This is a genomic window from Pseudomonas sp. TH39(2020) (assembly GCF_016650715.1).
Lineage (GTDB): Bacteria > Pseudomonadota > Gammaproteobacteria > Pseudomonadales > Pseudomonadaceae > Aquipseudomonas > Aquipseudomonas mandelii_C.
Genome location: NZ_JAEKFF010000003.1, coordinates 198,829 through 218,055 on the forward strand (window position 1 = coordinate 198,829; position 19,227 = coordinate 218,055).

At 59.7% G+C, this 19,227-nt stretch carries 14 protein-coding genes; 9 read left to right on the forward strand and 5 right to left on the reverse strand.

Annotated elements, in window-relative coordinates; all coding sequences use genetic code 11:
* The first annotated feature begins 385 nt into the window (after positions 1–385).
* Entirely contained in the window at positions 386–2,059 is a 1,674-nt protein-coding gene (locus tag JFU47_RS03365; RefSeq protein WP_201180851.1) for a nitrite/sulfite reductase, read from the forward strand.
* Positions 2,056–2,538: a DUF934 domain-containing protein gene (locus JFU47_RS03370; protein ID WP_140678980.1), complete on the forward strand. Its 483-nt coding sequence runs from the start codon at positions 2,056–2,058 to the stop codon at positions 2,536–2,538. Before JFU47_RS03365 ends, JFU47_RS03370 begins: the two co-directional genes overlap by 4 nt.
* Positions 2,539–2,589: 51 nt before the next feature.
* Here JFU47_RS03370 and JFU47_RS03375 read toward each other — a convergent pair whose 3' ends face one another.
* Positions 2,590–3,090 carry a hypothetical protein gene (locus JFU47_RS03375; protein WP_140679433.1) on the reverse strand — a complete coding sequence of 167 codons (501 nt, stop codon included), beginning with the start codon at positions 3,088–3,090 and terminating at the stop codon, positions 2,590–2,592.
* Between the two features lie 263 nt (positions 3,091–3,353).
* On the opposite strand from JFU47_RS03375, the gene JFU47_RS03380 reads away from it, so the two are divergent.
* Positions 3,354–4,322, forward strand: a complete 969-nt coding sequence (locus JFU47_RS03380) for a hypothetical protein (RefSeq protein WP_201180852.1) — start codon at positions 3,354–3,356, stop codon at positions 4,320–4,322.
* Between the two features lie 189 nt (positions 4,323–4,511).
* On the opposite strand, the gene JFU47_RS03385 is transcribed toward JFU47_RS03380, so the two are convergent.
* Positions 4,512–6,863, reverse strand: coding sequence for a tetratricopeptide repeat protein (locus JFU47_RS03385; RefSeq protein WP_201180854.1), 2,352 nt, complete (start codon positions 6,861–6,863; stop codon positions 4,512–4,514).
* Between the two features lie 214 nt (positions 6,864–7,077).
* On the opposite strand from JFU47_RS03385, the gene JFU47_RS03390 reads away from it, so the two are divergent.
* A complete protein-coding gene (locus JFU47_RS03390; RefSeq protein ID WP_123364129.1) occupies positions 7,078–7,749 on the forward strand; it encodes a DUF3313 domain-containing protein in 672 nt (223 codons plus the stop codon).
* Here JFU47_RS03390 and JFU47_RS03395 read toward each other — a convergent pair.
* The 3 genes from JFU47_RS03395 to JFU47_RS03405 form a co-directional block, all read right to left on the reverse strand.
* Positions 7,719–7,949: a hypothetical protein gene (locus JFU47_RS03395; protein ID WP_242485046.1), complete on the reverse strand. Its 231-nt coding sequence runs from the start codon at positions 7,947–7,949 to the stop codon at positions 7,719–7,721. The two genes, JFU47_RS03390 and JFU47_RS03395, sit on opposite strands and share 31 nt — an antisense overlap.
* A 10-nt stretch (positions 7,950–7,959) precedes the next feature.
* Entirely contained in the window at positions 7,960–8,127 is a 168-nt protein-coding gene (locus JFU47_RS03400) for a hypothetical protein (RefSeq protein ID WP_446739628.1), read from the reverse strand.
* Between the two features lie 257 nt (positions 8,128–8,384).
* Positions 8,385–8,810, reverse strand: a complete 426-nt coding sequence (locus JFU47_RS03405; protein ID WP_201180855.1) for a YciI family protein — start codon at positions 8,808–8,810, stop codon at positions 8,385–8,387.
* Between the two features lie 263 nt (positions 8,811–9,073).
* On the opposite strand from JFU47_RS03405, the gene tpx reads away from it, so the two are divergent.
* The 5 genes from tpx to JFU47_RS03430 all read left to right on the forward strand — a co-directional run bounded on the left by tpx (position 9,074) and on the right by JFU47_RS03430 (position 19,016).
* Complete coding sequence (gene tpx, locus JFU47_RS03410; protein WP_008150862.1) at positions 9,074–9,574, forward strand: thiol peroxidase; 501 nt, start codon at positions 9,074–9,076, stop codon at positions 9,572–9,574.
* Between the two features lie 442 nt (positions 9,575–10,016).
* Entirely contained in the window at positions 10,017–11,333 is a 1,317-nt protein-coding gene (locus tag JFU47_RS03415) for an MdtA/MuxA family multidrug efflux RND transporter periplasmic adaptor subunit (RefSeq protein ID WP_201180857.1), read from the forward strand.
* Positions 11,330–14,434 (forward strand): MdtB/MuxB family multidrug efflux RND transporter permease subunit, encoded by a 3,105-nt coding sequence (locus JFU47_RS03420; RefSeq protein WP_201180859.1) that lies wholly within the window; start codon positions 11,330–11,332, stop codon positions 14,432–14,434. Before JFU47_RS03415 ends, JFU47_RS03420 begins: the two co-directional genes overlap by 4 nt.
* Entirely contained in the window at positions 14,431–17,538 is a 3,108-nt protein-coding gene (locus JFU47_RS03425) for an efflux RND transporter permease subunit (RefSeq protein WP_201180867.1), read from the forward strand. The genes JFU47_RS03420 and JFU47_RS03425 overlap by 4 nt, the downstream gene beginning before the upstream one ends.
* Positions 17,535–19,016, forward strand: a complete 1,482-nt coding sequence (locus tag JFU47_RS03430) for an efflux transporter outer membrane subunit (RefSeq protein ID WP_140678972.1) — start codon at positions 17,535–17,537, stop codon at positions 19,014–19,016. The genes JFU47_RS03425 and JFU47_RS03430 overlap by 4 nt, the downstream gene beginning before the upstream one ends.
* The last annotated feature ends 211 nt before the right edge of the window (positions 19,017–19,227 follow it).

The following is a 19,227-nucleotide window of genomic DNA, read 5'->3' on the forward strand; positions in this document are numbered from 1 at the left end:
CAATGCTTCCACGGTTGCAAAGTCTTGCCAGGCCACCCGGACTGGCATGTCATGCACTGTAGAAACCCTGCCGGAAACAAAACAGGCTCAGAAAAACCGAGTTTATGCGGATCAGATAAAGCGAATGTCTGCGGTGATCAGCCGCAGTCTGATACGGTTTTTTAGTGTTTAGCTGAATCTGTAACGTGCTGCGCCGCAGGTCCATAGTCGCCTCAAGAAAACGGGTCATAGAGCTCCAAGCTCACTGAAGTCCCTGTGGGAGCGAGCCTGCTCGCGAAGGCGTCGGATCAGTCAGCATCAATGTTGAATGTGCCGCCGTCTTCGCGAGCAGGCTCGCTCCCACAGGGGTTGTGCAGAGCCCGATCAATCCTGATGAGGTAGCCACATGTATCAGTACGATGACTATGACCGGGCCCTGGTCTTTGAGCGGGTCGCGCAGTTTCGCGATCAGGTCGAACGCTTCATGGCGGATGAGTTGAGCGAAGAAGAATTCCTGCCGCTGCGTTTGCAAAACGGCCTGTACATGCAAAAACACGCCTACATGCTGCGCGTGGCGATTCCTTATGGCACGTTAAGCGCGCCGCAAATGCGTACGCTGGCGAGCATCGCCCGGGATTACGACCGTGGCTACGGCCACTTCACCACCCGACAGAACATGCAGTTCAACTGGATCGAACTGGCCCAGGTGCCGGACATCCTCGAACGTCTGGCACACGTGGAAATGCACGCGATCCAGACCTCCGGCAACTGCGTACGCAACATCACCACCGAAGCCTTTGCCGGGGTGGCGGCGGACGAAATGATCGACCCGCGGCCGCTGGCGGAAATTCTGCGGCAGTGGTCGACCATCAACCCGGAATTTCTGTTCCTGCCGCGTAAATTCAAGATCGCGATCTGCTCGGCGGAACAGGACCGGGCGGCGATCATGATGCATGACATCGGCCTCTATCTTTACCCGGGAGCCGACGGACAGATGTTGCTGCGGGTCATCGTCGGCGGCGGGTTGGGGCGCACGCCGATCCTCGGTTTGCAGATCCGCGAGGAGTTGCCGTGGCAGCACCTGCTGTCCTACGTCGAAGCGGTGCTGCGCGTCTATAACCGACATGGCCGGCGGGACAACAAGTACAAGGCTCGGATCAAGATTCTGGTCAAGGCGCTGGGCATCGAAGCCTTTGCCCGGGAAGTGGAGGAGGAGTGGCAGTACCTCAAGGACGGCCCGGCGCAGTTGACCGACGTCGAGTATGAGCGCGTGGCCAGTGCCTTTGTGCCACCGGACTACCAAGTTCTGGCTGATGCCGACCTCGATTTCGGCACACGTCTTTCCGAAAACCCGGCCTTCGCCCGTTGGGTTTCGCGCAACGTTCAGCCGCACAAAGTGCCGGGCTACGCCAGTGTGGTGCTGTCGACCAAACCGGGCATTGCCTCGCCGCCGGGTGATGTCACGGCCGAGCAGATGGAGGCGGTGGCCGACTGGTCCGAGCAGTTCGGTTTTGGCGAAATTCGCATCGCCCATGAACAGAACATTGTGTTGCCCGACGTGCCGAAGGCTGATCTCTACGAGCTCTGGTGCCTGGCCTGCGGACAGGGCCTGGGCTGCGCCAACATCGGTTTGCTGACCGACATCATCGCCTGCCCTGGCGGTGACTTCTGCGCGCTGGCCAATGCCAAGTCGATCCCCATCGCGCAAGCCATTCAGGCACGCTTCGAAGACCTCGACTATCTGCATGATCTGGGCGACATCAGCCTGAACATTTCCGGCTGCATGAACGCCTGCGGCCACCACCACATCGGCAACATTGGCATTCTGGGGGTCGATAAGAACGGCAGCGAGTGGTACCAGATCACCCTCGGCGGTGCTCAGGGCAAGAACAGTGCGTTGGGCAAAGTCATCGGCCCGTCCTTCAGCGCCGCCGAAGTGCCCGGGGTGATCGAGCAGATCATCGCCACGTTCGTCAATTATCGCGAGAGCGAGGAAGTGTTCGTCGACACCTTGCAGCGCATCGGTCTGGAACCGTTCAAAGAGCAGGTCTATCCGAAGCTGCTGGAGGTGTCGGCATGAACAATTTGCTGCGGCTGGAGGAGGGTGTGGCGCGGATTGTCGCTGATGATCCCTGGACCCTGGTCAGGGATGTCAACGATGAATGGCCGGCGGGTGCAGTGATTCTGCCGTTGGCCCGTTGGCTTGAAGGTCCACCGCAAAAGGGCGTGTGGTTGGGGCCGGACGATGAGGTGGAAAGCCTAAAGCCGTGGTTTTCACACCTGCCGCTGATTGCCCTGGATTTTCCGAGTTTCCGTGATGGTCGCGGTTACAGTCAGGCGTACTTGTTGCGCACCCGATTGGGCTGGACGGGCGAGTTGCGCGCCGTCGGCGATGTACTGCGCGATCAACTCAGCCACATGCGTCAATGCGGATTCGACAGCTTCGCGGTGCGCGAGGACAAGTCCGCCGAAGATGCGCTCAAGGGGCTGGCGGGGATGAGCGTGTTGTATGGGCGTTCGGTGATTGAGCCGCGGCCGTTGTTTCGACGGCGTCAGTAGAACGCCGGTGAGGAGGGCGCATCCTGTAGAGCAAGGATGCGCCGAGTGCTGTCAGTTGATGCGGACCAGAGCCGCTCGATCGCTTGGAGAAAGCTGATCAATTTCGAGCAGTGTCAGGCTTTTTGGCGGTTCACCAGGCAGTGGGTTGCCGAGATTGCCCGCAGCGTCGGCGGGAAGTTTGTACATCGCGCCAGTGAGTGGATCGACAACGAGCATGCCAATCAACCCACCGAGCAACAGATTGCCCCAGTACCAGCCACTCATGCTGGTTTCCAGCGTAGCGCTGGTATCGGCATAACCTTCTTTCTTAAAGGTGATGGTGTAGGCCTCACCTTTGAAGTAGCCACGACCTGAAGGCAGGGTAACGGTATTGGGCGTGGAACCGTTATGAACGACGACTCCGTCCTTGTTCTTGATGGTGAAGTCGGCACCGCTTGGAGTGCTCGATACGTTCACCGGGTATTTGCTGTCGCCAACAATGCTTGCACAGCCCGAAGTCAGCAGGGTGGCGGTCAGGGCTGAAACGGTGAACAGCGTGCGGAGAGCTTTCATTGATGATCCTTGAGACCGGGATTTGCCGTCATTGGCCGAGGTACGCTTCATGTCGCCTCGTTGTGAATATTGGGGGCTGACTGCCCGGCGCGGACTCTAGCACTAATGGCAGTGCGCCATCATCCGGAATTTAAATAAATCCGGCTTTGCCGCACGCCGAGGGAAATGCTGTGTGGTGGCGCAAGGCATTTGTACTTGGGTCGATGATGGCACTTTGGTAGAGTCCGCACCTCATAAGGAAGTCGTACCAAAAGGAGTCTGGTTTGAGTGTGGGCAAGAAAATTCTAGGGTTAACCGCGTTTCTGCTGATGTTGACCCTGTGGGGCGCTTACTTTTATGTGTTCCAGGAGAACCGCGGCGGTCAGTTGGGGGGCGCGTTCGACAGTTATGCCTGGTGCGGCACGCCACCGGCCGCGGATGCGCTGTCGCTGGGCAAGGATCAGCTGACCCTGCGCATTACCAACAATCTGCGTGGCGAGTTCCTGCTTAGCGGCGCGGTGATTGTTTCCGAACGTACCTTCAATCGCTATGACCTGGGCCGTAACGAGCTGCGCCTGCGCCTGGAACCGCTGCAATGGTCCTACGGCGCCACGCCGATTTTCCTCGAACAGGTCAGGATCAAACCCCTGAGCCGTAACCTCGCCTCCGACAACAAAAGCGCCTACGCGGAGCTCGAGCCGCGACCGATTGGCGTGCAGGGGCGCGCCACCGAGTTTCCCTTCGACACCTACCGCTATGGCTACAAACCGGTGCTGTATTACCTCAAGGGCAATGAGCGCATCGACTTGCGCTTTCGCCACATCACCACGGTGATGGAGATGTCGAACACCTTTACGCCCATTCAGAAGTTCAACCGGGTCGAGTACATCAACGAGAAAAACTCGCTGGTTCGCGACGAGGATTACAAGCCTTACGCCGCCAACGAATGCGCGTTCAACGTCGAGCGCAAGGGCTCGTTCAAGGTGATTGTATTGCTGTTGCTTCTGGTCATTTGTCTGCCGTTGATGCACGTGTTTTATCGCGACGAGCCGGGCATTGATTTTCTCGCCACGCTGGTGAGTATCGGGGCGATCCGCGTGTTTCTGGTGGGACCGTTGCAGGACTTTCAGCTGTACAACATTGACTTCCTGTTTGGCGCGGCGATTTTACTGGTGGGGACGGTATCGTTGATCAAGGCGATGCGGGCGAATAGTCGGCGCGAGTTGGCACTCAAAAGCGGTTCGTCCTGGTGATTCCACCGTCTATGTAGCAGCTGTCGAGCAGCGCGAGGCTGCGTTCGGTGCGGGCCGCGTTCGGAGGCAGCTGTCGTGAAGTCAGGCTATCTGGTTTACAGGAAAACCGCGTTTGCAGGGTTTACGACGACTTCGTCGCCGAACGCAGCCTCGCGTTGCTCGGCAGCTGCTACAGACCTGGCGTAAGGCTCACTTCAACGCCGGATCCCCCATGTTCATTTTCTTCCAGCCCTGCAACAGCACCTGTGCCTTCGGTTCCTGCCCGTTGTTCAGGTAGTACTGGATCAACGTCAACCGAGCATTGCGATTGGCCGGTTGCACTTTCAGCTGCCGCTCCAGCTCTTGGCAGGCCTCATCGACCTTGCCGCTGTCGTGCAACGCCACCGCCAACACGTAACCGTACTGAGCATTCTGAGGTTCCAGTTGCGCGGCCTTGCGCAGGGCCGGCATGGCCTGGGCGGATTTGCCCGCACGCACCAGCGACAGGCCTTGAGTGTGTTGCAGCAGGGCGGCATCCGGATGTTCTTTCAGGCTCTGCTCCAGCAGCGTCTGAGCTTCCTGAGTGCGCCCATTCGCCTCCAGCCATTGCACCAACGTCACCAGCGCCGGATAGAAATCCGGATCGCGCTTGAGGGCTGTGCGCAGCAGCGCTTCGACTTCACCGCTACGACCGCTGGCCTGATAGAGCATGGCCAGGTTGAGGTTGGCTTCAGCGCGTTCGGCCAGGCTCTTCTGGACCGCCTCGTACTCGGCGATGGCCGCGTTCCAGTGGTCCTGGGCGCTGCCCAATCCATTACGGGCCACGCTCAGCAAGTCCCGAGCCGCGACAATCCGCACAGCCTTCACCGGATCATGCAGCAACGGCGTCAACAGCGGCGCGCGTTCCGGTGGCGGCAGGAACGCGCTGATCGCCCTAACAGCACTTTCACGCACTTGCGGGGCTGGGTGGCTCAAGTCTTTGGTAGCCAGTTTCAACGCCTGTTCGCTTGGATACAGCGGCAACTCGGCCAGCAGGGTTGCGCGCTGAATTGCTGGCAAATTGCTGCGTTGAAGCTGTTCGTACAAGGCTTGTGCCGCGCCGGGCTGACCATTGCGAATCAGCCACAGGCTTTCGTCGTAACGCGGTGCTTGCGCGGTGGTGGTGTTCCAGAGCTTGAATTGCTCCGTGACCTTGTCGCCAGCCTTGCCCTGGTGACAGGTCAGGCAAGCGTCCGGCGTGCCAAGTTTTTTCGCCCGCTCAGGGTTGGGAATGCTGAAACTGTGGTCATGCCTGAAGTCATTGCCCATGTAGAACTTGCCGGGCATGTGGCAATCCACGCACTGCGAACCCGGTTGGCCCATGGTGTGGCGGGTGTGTTCGATGGAATCGTAGTTCTTCGCTTGCAGGCCTGTGCCGTCAACACCTGCGACTGAAGTTTTGCCGGCGTTGTTGTGACACTGCAGGCAGACACCGTTGCCCGGTGCCTTGAGCTCGGTGCTGTGCGGGTTGTGGCAGTTGCTGCAGCGCACGCCCTTGTCGAACATTTTGCTCTGGGCGAAGGAGCCGTGTTCGAACACTTCGTCCTTGATCTTGCCGTCCAATGCGTACAACTCGCGGGTCAGGGGGCTCGGCAGGTAGTCATCCATCAGGCGCTTGCCGGCGGTGAAGCCGTCGCCCAGTGGCGCGCGGCGCGAGTGGCAGCGGGCACAGGTTTCGATTTCGACAGTGGCGTTCTTGTCCTTCAGGTCGACGGCAAAACCGGCATGGACCAAGTCACCTTTTTTTGCTGTCCATTCCAGGTGATTGGAAGCCGGGCCGTGGCAAGCCTGACAGCCGACACCGAGGCTGTTCCAGTGACTGTCGAAGGTGTTTTTCGCGGCATCGAAATTGCGCTTGTAACCGGTGGTGTGGCATTCGACGCACATGAAGTTGGCATTCTGGCTCGGCTTGCTCCAGTGCAACGGGTCTTTGAAGTTCACACCCTGGCCCGGATAGAGGTGAAACCAGCGGTGCTTCTCGGTATCCCAGGCCACGCCGAGGGCTTGCAACCGACCTTCGCCGACCTCAATCAGGTATTGCTGCAGCGGCGCGATGCCGAAGGTGTAGGCGACCTTGAAGTCGGCATTCTTGCCATCAATGCCGGGGGTGTTGACCCAGAATTCGTTGCCCTTGCGCGAGAAGCGGGTGGTTTCTTTTTCCGCGTTGAAGGTGACGTTATTGAAGTCGCCGAGCATCGTTTCGGAATTGGCCTCCTGCATCGCCAATTGGTGATGGGAGCCTTGCCAGTCCTTGACCTGCTCGCTGTGGCAGCCCTGGCATTGTTGCTCATCGACCATGGTTGCCGGCGCCACGGCGACCGGTTGCGGTTTGGCCGGCTGAGCGGCCGGCGTGCTGACCGGTGCATAAGTCACGGGGGCCGGTTTGCTGCTGAACAGAAACCAGCCGATGCCCGCGACGGCCAATAGCAAAACGCCGAGGGTGACGGGAAACAGGTAACGGTTAATCAAGGTCGGTGGCGAATCAGGATTTGTCTGCACCGCTTTATTTTTATGTTTCGGCATTGCGACTTCCATAGTCCGGGTGCGTTTGCCGTCAGGCGCGCGTTCAAGCTTGACGCAGCTTTGCCGGATGGCCGGCGTCTGTCAAACGACGGTTGTGATCCACTGTGCAGCGTTAGATGAATATTGTGATTTTTGAAAACTGAATGCGCTGTATTGGCTATACCTGTAACTCCCTGACTTGTACCGTTGTCGACCGACTTACAGGAGTTACAGCATGAAGCTAGCGTTAATGATGAGCACTCTGTGCATCGCCTCGATCGGAGTGGTGGGCTGCGCCAGTAAAGTGGTTGAACCGGACCAGTATTCGGGGTTTCTCAAAGACTACAGCCAGCTCAAGGAAGCCAAGTCACCGTCGGGTGCCACGGTGATGCGCTGGGTAGATCCCAAGCTCGACATCAACAAGTACACCAGCATTTACATTGAGCCGACCCAGCTTTATCCAAAACCTCAACCGACGGTGAAAATCCCCCAGGCCACTCTCAACGGAATCACCGGTTATTACGATCAGGCGCTCAAGCGCGAAGTGGGTAAATCCCTGCCGTTGGCCGCAGGCCCCGGCCCGGGTGTGATCGTTGTGCGCGCTGCCATCACCGCCGTGAGCAGCAAGACCGAAGGTCTGAAGCCGTATGAAGTGATCCCGATCGCCCTGGTCGCGGCGGCTGTGAGTACGGCCAGTGGCATTCGCGATCAGGAAACCAACCTGGCCACTGAAGCGGTGTTTCTCGACGGCGCCAACAATCATGTGTTGGCGCAGGTCGTGCGCAAAGGCACGGGCAAACCCTTGGAAAACGAGTCTCAGGTCATGAAGGCCGATGACGTGAAGGGTGTCATCGATGGCTGGGCCTCGGATCTGCATCAGTCGTATTTGAAGCTCAAGTCTAAATGATGTGTTGAAGCTGAGAGGCCCATCGTCGAATCGCCTGTTGGAAGTCCGGTTCGGCATAGCCTGGCGATCGATTCATGGGCCGGCAGTTCGTCTTCCACCGCGATCTTGCCGATCCGCGTATCAAGCTCTTGAGCACCGACGCCGCAACTGACGAACATCATCATCAGGCTGAAACCGGCTGCGCGAATTGCAATGTGCATATCAAAGTCCTTATTTGCCGAAGATGACGTTGATCCCGGTGAACAGTGCGAACTGCGGTAGGCCATCGCCGGTGCTGTAGCCGCCGTTTGGATCATGGTCGGCGCTGATCGGCACGGTGGCGCGTAGTAACTGCGGCACGCCAATAAAATCGCCGGGAGCAGAGGGGTAAGGTGCCACGCATCAGAACGTCATTGGTGTGGGCATTGGTGTCGTAAAGCTTGGGCGTGTAATCAGAAGGTGGGGCCGGGCCTGTCGGACACTTCTGTTGAAGCTAGCAGCTGACGCCGGGTTCGCCAGTCGAAGGGGGAACCTTTGGTTTTTCCTCCACGTTTGCGTGAGTTCTGTTTACTAAAAAGTTATTACGAACCGGGGGGGGATTGGCGGACTGCTGATGTGGCGAGTGGGCATGCCCCTCGCCACAATGACTGGGCAATTCAGGGCTTGTTCATCTGCGCACGCACCCGTTCTTCCTGCTCCCGCAGTTCCGGTGTGAACTCGTCCCCGAAATCTTCAGCCTCGAACACCTGGCGAATCTCGATTTCGGCGTCGGTGCCTGGCATCGGGTTGGGGCAGCGCTTGACCCACTCGATCGCCTCTTGCTTCGACTTCACCTGCCACAGCCAGTAACCGGCAATCAGCTCCTTGGTTTCGGCGAACGGGCCGTCGATCACCGTGCGTTTGTCACCCGAGAAACGCACGCGGGCGCCTTTACTGCTGGGCTGCAGGCCATCGCACTCGATGAGGATGCCGGCTTTGACCAGCTCCTCGTTGTAGTTGCCCATCGCCGTCATCAGTTCCTCGCTGGGCATCACACCGGCCTCGGAATCCTGGCTGGCTTTGACAATGATCATGAATCGCATGGTTTTATCTCCGCTGGATGTGAGTGACTCACTGACTAGTCGAATGGCCGTCGCCTGAATCGACAGCGCTTCTTACGGAAGATCGCCGAAAAGCGGATTTGTTTCTCGACACTAAACTCGCTATGCGGTGATGGGGCAGGTTGTATCCAATGTGTGCGACGAGACTTCACAATTTGTATCTGGGCATAGGTCGTCGGGCCATTTCGTGGTTAACTTCGGCCTCTTCAAAATTCTCTACAACAACGTTCAGAAGGACTCCGTTCATGGCTCAAGTCACTCTTAAAGGCTCCCCGGTTCAAGTCAACGGCCAACTGCCACAAGCCGGTTCCAAGGCGCCAGCCTTTTCCCTGGTTGCCGGCAATCTGTCCGACGTGACCCTGGCGAGCTTCGCCGGCAAGCGCAAAGTGCTGAACATCTTCCCAAGCGTCGATACCCCGACCTGCGCGACTTCGGTTCGCAAGTTCAACGCCCAGGCCAGTGATGTCGCCAACACTGTCGTGCTGTGCATCTCCGCTGACCTGCCGTTCGCTCAAGCTCGCTTCTGCGGCGCCGAAGGCCTGGAAAACGTACAGAACCTGTCGACCCTGCGCGGTGCCGAGTTCATCGAGAACTACGGCGTTGCCATCGCTGACGGCCCGCTCAAAGGCCTGACGGCCCGTGCCGTCGTGGTTCTGGACGAAAACGACAACGTTCTGCACAGCGAACTGGTCAAGGAAATCGCTGAAGAACCGAACTACGAAGCGGCACTTGCCGTTCTTAAATAAGTAAAGCATTACAATTGTTAACGGCCTAGGGGGCGTTCTCACTGAATTTCCCCGCCGCGTTGTCGCCTTAAAGCGGGCCAGGCAAGGCGCAGGCCGCTGGTAATGGTTGTTCCCTTCCCAAGGCCTGCAACGCAGGCTGGCCCGCTTTAAGGCACAACCCGAAGGGCCGGGCCTGCTGTTGTGCAGGGCTGCGTTGCTCGAAGCTTGTTTGGAATGACCAAACCACGCTTCTCGCGCCTTGCCCTGCACAACAGCAGACCCGGCGCGGCGGGGAAATTCAGTGAGAACGCCCCCTCTGTCCAGGCCGTTTTCATTTGTGATTCAGTGTCTTGGCCAAACATCCTGTTACGTAAGCCAAAGGTAAATTGCCGGTAAAGCCGCTTTGCTTAATACCCGCCAGTGCTTATCGTTCAGCCTCCTGTAGAAGAAGCCCACGCGCCCAATGGTTGATCATTCCATGCAATCCTCCGTTTCCCGTAGTCCCCGTCGCTGGCTGTTTGGCCTGCTAGTCCTGTTGGTCATCGCTGGCCTGTGCTGGAAATTCTGGCCCGCCGGCAGTGCCCAAAAAGAGGGCGCAGGGCAAAAAGCCGTTGCCGGGCACACCGGCAGGTCGGGGGGGATGCGTCCCGGTTTCGGCGGGGCGACCGGGCCTGTTCCAGTGCGTGTCGCGTCAGCGGTCAAGGGTGACTTCCCGCTGTACTACAAGGCGCTGGGCACCGTGACGGCGCTGAACACCATTAATGTGCGCAGCCGCGTCGGTGGTGAGCTGATGAAGATTTCATTCGAGGAAGGGCAGATGGTCAAGGCTGGTGATTTGCTGGCTGAAATCGACCCGCGTCCTTACCAGAACGCCTTGCTTCAGGCCGAAGGCACGTTGCTGCAGAATCAGGCACAACTGAAAAACGCCCAGGTCGATGTGGAACGCTATCGCGGGCTGTATCGCGAAGACAGTATCGCCAAGCAGACCCTGGACACCGCCGAAGCGCTGGTGGGCCAGTATCAGGGCACGGTCAAAACCAATCAGGCGGCGGTCAACGACGCCAAGCTCAATCTGGAATTCACCAAAATCCGCGCCCCGATTGCCGGGCGTGTGGGCTTGCGTCAGCTGGATGTCGGCAACCTGGTGGCAGCCAACGACACCACAGCGCTGGCGATCATCACCCAGACCCAACCGATCAGCGTTGCCTTCACCTTGCCGGAAAACGTCCTGGAGACCGTGCTGGCCCGTTATCGCGCCGGCGCCAAACTGCCCGCCGAAGCCTGGGACCGTGGCGACACCAAGTTGCAGGCCACCGGCGTCTTGCAGAGCCTGGACAACCAGATCGACGTCACCACCGGCACCCTGAAATTCAAGGCTCGTTATGAGAACCGCGATCAGGCGCTGTTCCCGAATCAGTTCGTCAACGTCCACCTGCTGGCCGACACCCTCAAAGACGTGGTGCTCGCACCTTCGGCAGCGATTCAGTTCGGCACCAACGGCACGTTTGTCTACGCCCTGGACGGCGAAAAGAAAGTCGCGATTCGTCAGTTGAAAGTCGGCGCCAGTGACGGTGAAAACACCGTGATTACCGAAGGCCTCGCCCCCGGGGATCGCGTGGTCCTTGAAGGCACCGATCGCTTGAAGGAAGGTAGCGAAGTGGAAGTGGTCAACGACACCAAGGATGTACCGACCACCCCGACCGAGCATCTGCAAGGCAAATCGGCCGCCACGGTGCCTGACGCGACAACCACCGACAAGGCGAAAAAGGGCGGCGCATGAACATCTCGCGGCTGTTCATCCTTCGTCCGGTCGCCACGACCCTGAGCATGCTGGCCATTATCCTGGCCGGCGTGATCGCCTATCGGCTGTTGCCGGTGTCGGCATTGCCTCAGGTCGATTACCCGACCATCCGTGTCATGACGCTGTATCCCGGTGCCAGCCCGGATGTCATGACCAGCGCCGTGACCGCGCCCCTTGAGCGTCAATTCGGGCAGATGCCCGGCCTGACCCAGATGGCTTCGACCAGTTCCGGCGGCGCTTCGGTGCTGACCCTGCGTTTCAGCCTCGACATCAACATGGACGTCGCCGAGCAGCAGGTGCAGGCGGCGATCAACGCTGCGACCAATTTGCTGCCCAAGGACCTGCCGGCGCCGCCGGTTTACAACAAGGTCAACCCGGCGGACACCCCGGTGCTGACCCTGGCCATCACCTCCAAGACCATGCTGCTGCCCAAGCTCAATGATTTGGTCGACACGCGCATGGCGCAGAAAATTGCCCAGATCAGCGGTGTCGGCATGGTCAGCATTGCCGGCGGCCAGCGTCAGGCCGTGCGGATCAAGGTCAACCCCGAGGCGCTGGCGGCCAATGGCTTGAACCTGTCGGACGTACGCACCTTGATTGGCGCATCCAACGTCAACCAGCCCAAGGGCAACTTCGACGGCCCGACCCGGGTGTCGATGCTCGATGCAAACGATCAACTGACCTCGCCCAAGGACTACGCCAACCTGATCCTCGCCTACGCCAACGGCGCGCCGTTGCGGTTGAAGGACGTGGCAGAGATCGTCGATGGCGCGGAAAACGAACGTCTGGCGGCGTGGGCCAATGAAAACCAGGCGGTGTTGTTGAACATCCAGCGTCAGCCTGGAGCCAATGTCATCGAAGTGGTTGACCGGATCAAAGCCCTGCTGCCGAGCATCACCGACAACCTGCCGGCCGGTCTCGACGTCACCGTACTCACCGACCGCACCCAGACTATCCGCGCCTCGGTCACCGACGTGCAGCACGAATTGTTGATCGCCATTGCGCTGGTCGTGATGGTGACCTTCCTGTTCCTGCGTCGGGCCAGCGCCACGATCATTCCGTCGGTCGCGGTCCCGTTGTCGCTGATCGGCACCTTCGGCGTGATGTACCTCGCGGGTTTCTCGGTCAACAACCTGACCCTGATGGCACTGACCATCGCCACCGGTTTCGTGGTGGACGATGCGATCGTCATGCTGGAGAACATTTCCCGATTTATCGAAGAGGGCGACAGCCCCCTGAATGCGGCGCTCAAGGGCGCCAAACAGATCGGATTCACCCTGATCTCCCTGACCCTGTCGCTGATTGCCGTACTGATTCCGCTGCTGTTCATGGCCGACGTGGTGGGGCGGCTGTTCCGTGAATTTGCTATCACTCTGGCGGTGGCGATCCTGATTTCCCTTGTCGTCTCCCTGACCCTGACGCCAATGATGTGCGCGCGGCTGCTCAAGCGTGAACCGAAGGAAGAAGAACAGGGCCGTTTCTACCGGGCCAGCGGCGCCACAATTGATTGGATGATCGCGGCTTACGGGCGCAAGTTAAAGTGGGTTCTCAAGCATCAACCGCTGACCCTGATGGTGGCCATCGGCACGCTGGCGTTGACCGTGTTCCTTTACATGGTCGTGCCCAAGGGCTTTTTCCCGGTGCAGGACACCGGGGTGATCCAGGGCATTTCCGAGGCGCCGCAGTCGATTTCCTTTACGGCCATGAGCGAACGCCAGCAGGAACTGGCCAAAGTGATCCTGGCGGATCCGGCGGTGGAGAGCTTGTCGTCCTACATCGGCGTCGACGGTGACAACTCGACGCTGAACAGCGGTCGTCTGCTGATCAACCTCAAATCCCACAGCAATCGCGACCTGAGCGCCACCGAGGTGATTGCACGTCTGCAACCGGAACTGGACAAACTCACCGGCATTCGCCTGTTCATGCAACCGGTGCAGGACCTGACCATCGAAGACCGCGTCAGCCGGACTCAATATCAGTTCAGCATGTCGTCGCCGGATTCCGAGCTGCTCAGTCTGTGGAGTGGTCGACTGGTGGAAGCACTGGCCCAACGGCCTGAGCTGACCGACGTCGCCAGCGATTTGCAGGACAAAGGCCTGCAGGTGTATCTGGTGATCGACCGCGATGCGGCGTCGCGGGTCGGTGTGTCGGTGTCGAACATCACCGATGCGCTGTACGACGCCTTCGGTCAGCGACAGATTTCCACCATCTACACCCAGGCCAGCCAGTACCGCGTGGTGCTGCAATCGCAGGCCGGCGAGAAGATCGGCCCGGAGGCGCTGAATCAGATTCACGTGAAAACCACCGACGGCGGGCAAGTGCGCCTGTCCAGTCTGGCGCACATGGAGGAGCGTCAGGCACAACTGGCGATCACTCATATCGGGCAGTTTCCGGCGGTGATGATGTCCTTCAACCTCGCGCCCGGCGTGGCGCTGGGGCATGCGGTGGAGATCATCGACCAGGTGCAGAAGGACATCGGTATGCCGATCGGCGTGCAGACCCAGTTCCAGGGCGCGGCCGAGGCATTCCAGGCGTCGCTGTCGAGCACCTTGCTGCTGATTCTGGCAGCGGTGGTCACCATGTACATCGTGCTCGGCGTGCTGTACGAGAGCTACATCCACCCGATCACCATTCTCTCGACCTTGCCCTCGGCGGCGGTCGGTGCCTTGCTGGCGTTGCTGTTAAGCGGCAATGACCTGGGCATGATCGCGATCATCGGCATCATTTTGTTGATCGGTATCGTGAAAAAGAACGCGATCATGATGATCGACTTCGCCCTCGATGCTGAACGCAATCAGGGCATGGACCCGGAAACGGCGATCTATCAGGCGGCGCTGCTGCGTTTCCGGCCGATTCTGATGACCACGCTGGCCGCGTTGTTCGGCGCGGTGCCACTGATGCTGGCGACCGGTTCAGGTGCGGAGCTGCGTCAACCGTTGGGTCTGGTGATGGTGGGTGGCTTGTTGGTGAGTCAGGTGCTGACGCTGTTTACCACTCCGGTCATCTACCTGTACTTCGACCGCCTCGGTCGGCGCTGGGGTCGCAAGCCTGAAGCCGTGGAAGCGGCAGAACAGCCATGAACCTGTCCGGACCTTTCATCAAGCGCCCGGTCGCGACAATGTTGCTGAGCCTGGCGATCCTGCTGCTGGGCGGCGTGAGCTTCGGCCTGTTGCCGGTGGCACCGCTGCCGCAGATGGACTTCCCGGTGATCGTGGTCCAGGCGAGTCTGCCCGGTGCGAGCCCGGAAGTCATGGCTTCGACGGTGGCCACGCCGCTGGAACGCTCCTTCGGCGCCATCGCCGGGGTCAACACCATGAGCAGCCGCTCCAGCCAGGGCTCGACCCGGGTGATTTTGCAGTTCGACCTGGATCGCGACATCAACGGTGCGGCGCGGGAAGTGCAGGCGGCGATCAACGCTTCGCGCAACCTGCTGCCGAGCGGGATGCGCAGCATGCCGACCTACAAGAAGGTCAATCCGTCCCAGGCGCCGGTCATGGTGCTGTCACTGACCTCCGACGTACTGGAAAAGGGCCAGCTCTACGATTTGGCCTCGACGATCCTGTCCCAGAGCGTGTCTCAGGTGCAGGGCGTCGGCGAAGTGCAGATCGGCGGCAGTTCCTTGCCGGCGGTGCGCATCGAACTCGAACCGCAGGCGCTCAACCAGTACGGCTTAGCGCTGGACGATGTGCGCAACACCATCGCCAATGCCAACGTGCGCCGGCCCAAGGGCTCGGTCGAAGACAGTCAGCGGTTGTGGCAGGTTCAGGCCAACGACCAGCTGGAGAAAGCCAAGGATTACGAGTCGCTGATCATCCACTACGCGGACGGCGCGGCCCTGCGCCTGAAGGACGTGGCCAAGGTCAGCGACGGCGTCGAAGACCGCTACAACAGCGGTTTCTTCAACAACGACGCGGCGGTTCTGCTGGTAATCAACCGCCAGGCCGGCGCCAACATCATCGAGACGGTCAACGACATCAAGGCTCAACTGCCTGCGCTGCAGGCCGTGTTGCCGGCCAGCGTGAAGCTGAACGTGGCGATGGACCGGTCGCCGGTGATCAAGGCGACCTTGCACGAAGCGGAAATGACCCTGCTGATTGCCGTGGCGCTGGTGATTCTGGTGGTGTTCCTGTTCCTCGGTAACTTCCGCGCTTCGTTGATTCCGACCCTTGCGGTGCCCGTGTCTCTGGTCGGCACCTTTGCGGTGATGTACCTCTATGGATTCTCCCTGAACAACCTGTCGCTGATGGCGCTGATTCTGGCCACCGGGCTGGTGGTGGACGATGCCATTGTGGTGCTGGAGAACATTTCGCGGCACATCGACAAAGGCGTACCGCCGATGAAGGCCGCGTACCTAGGGGCGCAGGAAGTCGGCTTTACCTTGCTGTCGATGAATGTCTCGCTGGTGGCGGTGTTCCTGTCGATCCTGTTTATGGGCGGGATTGTCGAAAGCCTGTTTCGCGAGTTTTCCATCACGCTGGCGGCGTCCATCGTGGTGTCGCTGGTGGTCTCCTTGACGCTGACCCCGATGCTCTGCGCCCGCTGGCTCAAGCCGCATACACCCGGTGAGGAAAACCGTTTGCAGCGCTGGAGTCAGCGCGCCAACGAGTGGATGGTCGGCAAATACGCCACAAGCCTCGACTGGGTGCTGCGTCATCGCCGATTGACCTTGCTTAGTCTTGTCGTGACAGTCGGCGTTAACATTGTGCTGTATGTCGTTGTTCCTAAAACATTTATGCCTCAACAGGATACCGGCCAGCTGATCGGTTACGTGCGCGGCGACGACGGACTGTCATTCAGTGTGATGCAGCCAAAAATGGAAACTTTCCGCCGCGCGGTGCTCAAGGATGACGCGGTGCAAAGCGTCGCCGGCTTCATCGGCGGCACCAACGGCACCAACAATGCTTTCATGCTGGTGCGGCTGAAACCGATCAAGGAGCGCAACATTTCTGCGCAAAAAGTCATTGAACGCCTGCGCAAGGAAATGCCCAAGGTCGCCGGTGCGCAGCTGATGCTGATGGCCGATCAGGACCTGCAGTTTGGTGGCGGTCGTGAACAGACTACGTCGCAGTATTCCTACATCCTGCAAAGCGCCGACCTTGGTGAATTGCGCGAGTGGTATCCGAAAGTCGTTACTGCACTCAAGGCTTTGCCGGAGCTGACCGCGATTGACGCCCGTGAAGGGCGCGGCGCCCAACAGGTGACCCTGATCGTCGACCGTGATCAGGCCAAACGCCTGGGCGTCGACATGGACATGGTCACCGCGGTGCTGAACAACGCCTACAGCCAGCGGCAGATTTCGACGATTTACGACAGCCTTAACCAGTATCAGGTGGTCATGGAGGTCAATCCGAAATATGCCCAGGACCCGATCACCCTCAAACAGGTCCAGGTGATCACCGCCGACGGTGCGCGCATTCCACTCTCGACCATCGCTCATTACGAAAACAGCCTGGAAGACGACCGCGTCAGCCACGAAGGCCAGTTCGCCTCCGAGAGCATTTCCTTCGACATGGCCGAAGGCGTGACGGTGGAGCAGGGCACCGCGGCCATCGAGCGGGCTATCGCCAGACTGGGTATGCCGGAAGACGTGATCGTGAAAATGGCCGGCACTGCCGACGCCTTTGCTGCGACCCAGAAGAGCCAGCCGTGGATGATTCTCGGGGCGCTGGTGGCGGTGTATCTGGTGCTCGGTGTGCTGTACGAAAGCTACATCCATCCGCTGACCATTCTTTCGACCTTGCCGTCGGCCGGTGTCGGCGCGTTGCTGTCGATTTACGCGCTGGGCGGTGAGTTCAGCCTGATCTCGTTGCTCGGGCTGTTCCTGCTGATCGGCGTGGTGAAGAAAAACGCCATTCTGATGATCGACCTGGCCTTGCAGCTGGAACGGCATCAGGGCATGGCGCCGCTGGAATCGATTCGCAGCGCTTGCTTGCAACGTCTGCGGCCGATTCTGATGACCACCCTGGCAGCGATCCTCGGCGCGTTGCCGTTGCTGCTGAGCCGCGCCGAAGGTGCGGAAATGCGTCAGCCGCTGGGCCTGACCATCATTGGCGGGCTGATCTTCAGCCAGGTGCTGACCCTTTACACCACTCCGGTGGTTTACCTCTATCTCGACAAACTGCGCCATCGCTTCAACCACTGGCGTGGGGTGCGTACCGATGCTGCTCTGGAAACTCCGCTATGACTGACCGTTCGCTTATCACTCTGGCTGCACCGCTGGTAACGGCCCGAGGCTCGCGTTTGTTGAGCCTGGCGTTGTGCGTGGCGATGCTCAGCGCCTGCGCCATCGGCCCGGATTACCAGCGCCCGCAAGCGGCTGCGCCGGCGCAGTACAAGGAAGCGGCAGGCTGGCGTCAGGCCAAACCCAGCGATTCTTTAGCACGTGGCGCCTGGTGGGAGTTGTATGGCGATCAGCAGTTGAATGGCCTGATCGAAAAGCTTAACAGTGCCAACCAGACCGTTGCGCAGTCCGAGGCCCAGTACCGTCAGGCCCAGGCCTTGGTGCGCAGTGCTCGTGGCGCGTTTTTTCCGACCGTGGACCTGACCGTAGGGAAAAACCGTTCCAGCCAGGGCACCGGCAGCAGCAGTTCGAGTTTGACCAGTTCTTCCAGCGGGATTCGCGACACTTACACCGCACAGGCCGGAGTCAGTTGGGAGGCCGACGTTTGGGGAAAACTGCGCCGAGGACTGGAAGCCGACACGGCTAACGCCGAGGCGAGCTTTGCTGATCTGGCGGCGATGCGCTTGAGCCAGCAGTCGGAACTGGTGCAGAACTATCTGCAACTGCGCGTGATCGACGAGCAGAAGCGCCTGCTGGAAGCGACGGTCGAGGCCTATCAGCGCTCGCTGACAATGACTGAAAACCAGTACCGCGCCGGTGTCTCCGGCAAGGATGCGGTGGCCCAGGCCCAGACTCAGCTCAAAAGCACCCAGGCTGACATGGTTGATTTGATCTGGCAGCGTGCTCAATTCGAGAATGCCATTGCCGTACTGATCGGGCTACCGCCGGCCGAGTTCAGCCTGGCTGAAACCAAAGACATTCCTGCGTTGCCCGAGATACCGCTGAGCGTGCCTTCGCAATTGCTCGAGCGCCGCCCGGACATCGCCTCCGCCGAACGCTCGGTGATGGCGGCTAATGCCAACATCGGTGTGGCCAAGGCGGCCTATTACCCGGACTTCACCCTGAGTCTGAACGGTGGCTATAGCAGCAGCACCTATGCCAACTGGATCAGCGTGCCGAACCGCTTCTGGTCGGTCGGACCGCAATTGGCCATGACCTTGTTCGACGGCGGTCAGCGCTCCGCGGAAGTTGACCGCAGCGAAGCGGCCTACGACGAAACAGTGGCCAAGTACCGCCAGACCGTGCTCGATGGCTTCCGTGAAGTGGAAAACTATCTTGTGCAGCTCAAGGTCCTGGAAGACGAAGCGGGCGTGCGCCAGGAAGCACTGGACGCGGCGCGTGAATCCTTGCGTCTGACCCAGAACCAGTACAAGGCCGGTGTGATCGCTTATCTGGGCGTGGTGGTCGTTCAGGCCACAGCGTTGAACAATGAACGCAGCGTGCTGAGCCTGTTGCAGAGCCGGTTGATTGCCAGCGTGCAGTTGATCGCGGCACTGGGCGGTGGCTGGGATGGCGCGTTGCAAGTGAGCGAAAAAGAGTAAGGCCCCTGTAGCAGCTGCCGAGCCTGCGAGGCTGCGTTCGGCGGCGAAGCCGTCGTAAACCCTGAGTACCGGATCCTACTGAAACACCGCACCGTCTGATTTCACGACGGCTTCGCCGCCGAACGCAGCCTCGCAGGCTCGGCAGCTGCTACGGTTGGACGCGGCCGTCGCGAGGTGTCAAACAAGCGTTTCATCGGCTTGATGGCCATTT

Coding starts and splice junctions, on each gene's coding strand:
- JFU47_RS03365 (WP_201180851.1), top strand. CDS start 386: ATGTATCAGTACGATGACTATGACCGGGCCCTGGTCTTTGAGCGGGTC.
- JFU47_RS03370 (WP_140678980.1), top strand. CDS start 2,056: ATGAACAATTTGCTGCGGCTGGAGGAGGGTGTGGCGCGGATTGTCGCT.
- JFU47_RS03375 (WP_140679433.1), bottom strand. CDS start 3,090: ATGAAAGCTCTCCGCACGCTGTTCACCGTTTCAGCCCTGACCGCCACC.
- JFU47_RS03385 (WP_201180854.1), bottom strand. CDS start 6,863: ATGCCGAAACATAAAAATAAAGCGGTGCAGACAAATCCTGATTCGCCA.
- JFU47_RS03390 (WP_123364129.1), top strand. CDS start 7,078: ATGAAGCTAGCGTTAATGATGAGCACTCTGTGCATCGCCTCGATCGGA.
- JFU47_RS03395 (WP_242485046.1), bottom strand. CDS start 7,949: ATGCACATTGCAATTCGCGCAGCCGGTTTCAGCCTGATGATGATGTTC.
- JFU47_RS03405 (WP_201180855.1), bottom strand. CDS start 8,810: ATGCGATTCATGATCATTGTCAAAGCCAGCCAGGATTCCGAGGCCGGT.
- tpx (WP_008150862.1), top strand. CDS start 9,074: ATGGCTCAAGTCACTCTTAAAGGCTCCCCGGTTCAAGTCAACGGCCAA.
- JFU47_RS03415 (WP_201180857.1), top strand. CDS start 10,017: ATGGTTGATCATTCCATGCAATCCTCCGTTTCCCGTAGTCCCCGTCGC.
- JFU47_RS03420 (WP_201180859.1), top strand. CDS start 11,330: ATGAACATCTCGCGGCTGTTCATCCTTCGTCCGGTCGCCACGACCCTG.
- JFU47_RS03425 (WP_201180867.1), top strand. CDS start 14,431: ATGAACCTGTCCGGACCTTTCATCAAGCGCCCGGTCGCGACAATGTTG.
- JFU47_RS03430 (WP_140678972.1), top strand. CDS start 17,535: ATGACTGACCGTTCGCTTATCACTCTGGCTGCACCGCTGGTAACGGCC.